General features: G+C 47.4%; 4 protein-coding genes. 3 read left to right on the top strand and 1 reads right to left on the bottom strand.

The genetic code is table 11. The features are described from left to right. Positions 1–1,029 (top strand): MutS2/Smr-associated SH3 domain-containing protein (locus QZ735_RS12265; RefSeq protein WP_367117850.1); only part of this gene is annotated, 1,029 nt, incomplete at its 5' end. A gap of 173 nt (positions 1,030–1,202) precedes the next feature. Here the strand turns inward: QZ735_RS12265 and QZ735_RS12260 are convergent. Next, positions 1,203–2,297 (bottom strand): GEVED domain-containing protein, encoded by a 1,095-nt coding sequence (locus tag QZ735_RS12260; protein WP_294248809.1) that lies wholly within the window; start codon positions 2,295–2,297, stop codon positions 1,203–1,205. Positions 2,298–2,430: 133 nt separating this feature from the next. Here QZ735_RS12260 and QZ735_RS12255 point away from each other — a divergent pair, with 133 nt between their 5' ends. Beyond that, positions 2,431–2,709 carry a hypothetical protein gene (locus QZ735_RS12255; RefSeq protein ID WP_294248806.1) on the top strand — a complete coding sequence of 93 codons (279 nt, stop codon included), beginning with the start codon at positions 2,431–2,433 and terminating at the stop codon, positions 2,707–2,709. After that, positions 2,706–3,350: an ATP-binding cassette domain-containing protein gene (locus QZ735_RS12250; protein WP_294248804.1), complete on the top strand. Its 645-nt coding sequence runs from the start codon at positions 2,706–2,708 to the stop codon at positions 3,348–3,350. Before QZ735_RS12255 ends, QZ735_RS12250 begins: the two co-directional genes overlap by 4 nt. Positions 3,351–3,377 lie beyond the last annotated feature (27 nt).

Raw genomic sequence — 3,377 nt, 5'->3', positions numbered from 1 at the left:
ATGTTTTTCTTCGATAAGATCATGACGGATATCGGCGACAACCAGTCTATCGAAAACCACCTTTCCACCTATTCGTCCAGGCTGAAAAAAATGGGCGGTATCATCCGTGAGGCAGATGCCGGCACCCTTTTGCTGATCGACGAATTCGGGACAGGATCCGATCCTGAACTGGGCGGTGCCCTCGCAGAAAGCTTCCTGGAATTTTTCTACGAAAAAAAGAGTTTTGCCATCATCACCACCCATTATACCAACATCAAGCTGGTGGTTGAAGAACTTCCGAACGCCCAGAATGCCGCCATGCTCTTCAACGAGGAAACGCTGGAGCCGATGTACAAACTGGAAATAGGCCAGGCCGGAAGCTCTTTTACCTTTGAGGTGGCCGAGAAAAACAAAATCCCAAGGTTCATCATTCATTCCGCCAAGAAAAAGGTAGAGCATGACATCGTCAACCTTGATAAAACCATTGTGAAGCTCCAGCAGGAAAAATATGAAGTTGAAAAACTGAAAACCGATCTTGCCGAGCGGAAAGAGTCTGTAGAGGACAAAAGGGACAATTTGCAGAAACTGAACGAGCAGCTTCAGCAGAAACTGTTCAATTTTCAGAAACTGTATGAAGAAGAGCACCGGAAACTCCAGTTCGGAAACAAGATCGAATCTTTTATCGACGGCTATATCAAAGGCAGATCCAGGAAGGATGTTGTGAAGGACTTTGTGAAGATCCTGGAACAGGAAAAATTCAGGAAAATCGGGGCAGATAAAGATGAATCCAAACGCCTGCAGGTAGTGAAAAGAAAGATCACCCAGCAGCTGAAAAAAGAAGAAGTCATTGAGAAGATTTCGGAGACCAACGAGAAGCTGGAGGAAAAACGGAAGACTGACCGTGCACTCTGGCTGAAAGAAGGCCAGCGTGTCCGTATTACCGGAAGCACCAGTGTCGGTACCATCGAAAAAGTTTCCAAAAATAAAGTGATTGTCAATTACGGAACGTTCAAGACCACCATCAATGCAGATGAACTGGAAAGGATCTGATCCGGATCATCCGGTAATTTGAGAATCCGGAGATGGATCTTGTATCATATCATTGATTGGGCAGTAGGTAAAGTCTGCTTTAACTGATCTGATGTTATCCGCCCTGTCATAATAATACGGATTCCTATATCAATAGAAAAGAGCGCCTGAATTCAGGCGCTCTTTGTTTTATTTTACTGCCTGACGAATTTCAGGCGGGTCATGTTTTCCTTATTCCTGACCTGCAGGAAATACGTGCCCGGAACCAGATCCCTGACGTCAATGTTACGATCCTGAATCCTGCCCTGCTGCATTTTCTGCCCTGCCGCATTATAAATTTCATAGGTCTCGCCGGCAATCCCGGAAAGCGTCAGCATACTTGCCGTAGGATTGGGATAGAGACTGCCGGTTTTCAGAGGACCGTTTTCTGCAACGGAAAGCTGAGCCGGGGTAACAAAAGACACACCGTAATCTTCTGCTTCACCATAGGTAAAGGTTCCGCAGACCGGGCTGGCAGAAGTTTCACTGACGATCACCCGCATGGCGACCTGGCAGTTCGGGCCGGTCTGGAAAGCCATCGCAGGAACACTGAAGACTGCAGAAACTACGGAAGCGGCCGAAGAACCTGAGGAAACCATCATCTCGTTTGACTCAAAAATACCGTTGGCATTAAAATCGATCCAGGCCCTTACCGATACAGCCGAAGGATTACCGCTCCAGGTTCTGGTCACCGATATTGTATTGCCGGTACTGCCGATGAGCAGCTGCACCTTCCGGTTGGGATCTGAACGGTAATCGGTATACAGGGATGCTCCGGAATTGCTGGTCATTGTTGCCGGCCCTCCGGAAGGCGTTACCGTAACATTGGAAAGATGCATGACATTCATATCGGAAGAAGCCGCAGCGCAATAGTTGAGATAAGTGGTAAACAGCAAGGGTGCCGACCAGGTCCCGAGGGTATTGTTACAGTTCTTGGCTACCTGCACCTCATAGTTTACACAAGGCATAAGGTTGGTAAGCGTCAATGCGTTCTGACCTGACGCAACATTCACCGTTAACCAGGCTGCAGTGCCGACAGGCCTGAACCTGACGGTGTAATTCTGGGTATTGGGATCCGCAGCCCAGCTGACCACTGCCGTAGTAAGGGTAATGCTGCTTACCTGAACACCGGCCGGAGCCAGGGTATCGCAGAAAAAATGAGATCCCGGTTTTTGTAGCACCACGGTATTTGCCTGAACACAACAGCTTCCTGAAAGGGTCAGGAAAAAAAAGAATAGATTTTTCTTCATGAATGAAAGGTTTTCAAATGATTATGACCTAAATATAGTAAAAAAAACTATAGCAGAACCCAATTTTAAGAAATGGATGCCAATTCTCTGTTTTCCGGTTTTTCTTTGTATAAAAATTACTGTAGATTTGGGTATGATTAAAAATTTCAGGATTTTCAGGATCTTTTATCTTAAACTGCTGATTCCGGCGGTTGCTTTTTCACTGTTGATGTGTTTTTCACTCGGTTTTACCTCAGGTAATTTCGGCCTCTGCTTCCTTCTGTTTCTTCCGGCCATGCATTTTTTCATCTATGAAATCCGGTTCAGGCATGAATATTATTTTTATGCCCACTTCGGCTTTTCAAAGAAGTTCCTGTGGATGGTAACGGCATCAATAAGCGTCCTGATCAACCTCATCACCAAATTTTTATGAGCAGGCTCCATGCAGACAGTATTACCAAATCTTTCAATGAGCAGAAAGTCCTCGGGGATGTCTGCCTGATCTGCGATACCGGGAGCGTGACCGGGCTCTTAGGCAGGAACGGGACCGGCAAATCCACCCTGATGAAAATCATTTCCGGTACTGTGAAAGGTGACTCGCAGTTTATCCGGGTGGATGATAAAGTGATGATCAGCCAGCCGGACCGCCGGGGCAACCTGTCTTATCTGCCCCAGCACAGCTTCCTTCCCCGGGAAGTTAAAGTTAAAAACCTGATTCCCTTGTTCTGTCTACCTGAAAGTGCGGTACAGCTTTCAGGATTATCGCTGATTCAGCCGTTCCTTCACGAAACGGTCCGGAGCCTTTCCGGCGGCGAAAAAAGGCTGGTCGAAGTCCTGCTCATCCTGTATGGCGATTCGAAATTCATATTGCTGGATGAGCCTTTCAGCGGGCTTTCCCCTAAAACCACAGAGGTTATCAAAGGCCTCATCAGGGAACAGTCCCGGCAGAAGGGTATCATCATTTCCGATCACCGTTTCCGCGACGTGCTGGATGAGCAGGACTTCGACCAGCCTTTTTTCGCCGCCGGAAAGGCTCCGGACCGTTTCGTGAAGGAACGGCTGAATCAGCGATAATCCTGAAAGCTGTACCGCACTTTCAGG

It is taken from the genome of uncultured Chryseobacterium sp. (assembly GCF_913776365.1).
In the GTDB taxonomy this organism is placed as follows: domain Bacteria; phylum Bacteroidota; class Bacteroidia; order Flavobacteriales; family Weeksellaceae; genus Chryseobacterium.
The sequence above is the reverse complement of the archived record's forward strand: the minus strand, read 5'-3'. Positions and strand labels throughout refer to the sequence as shown.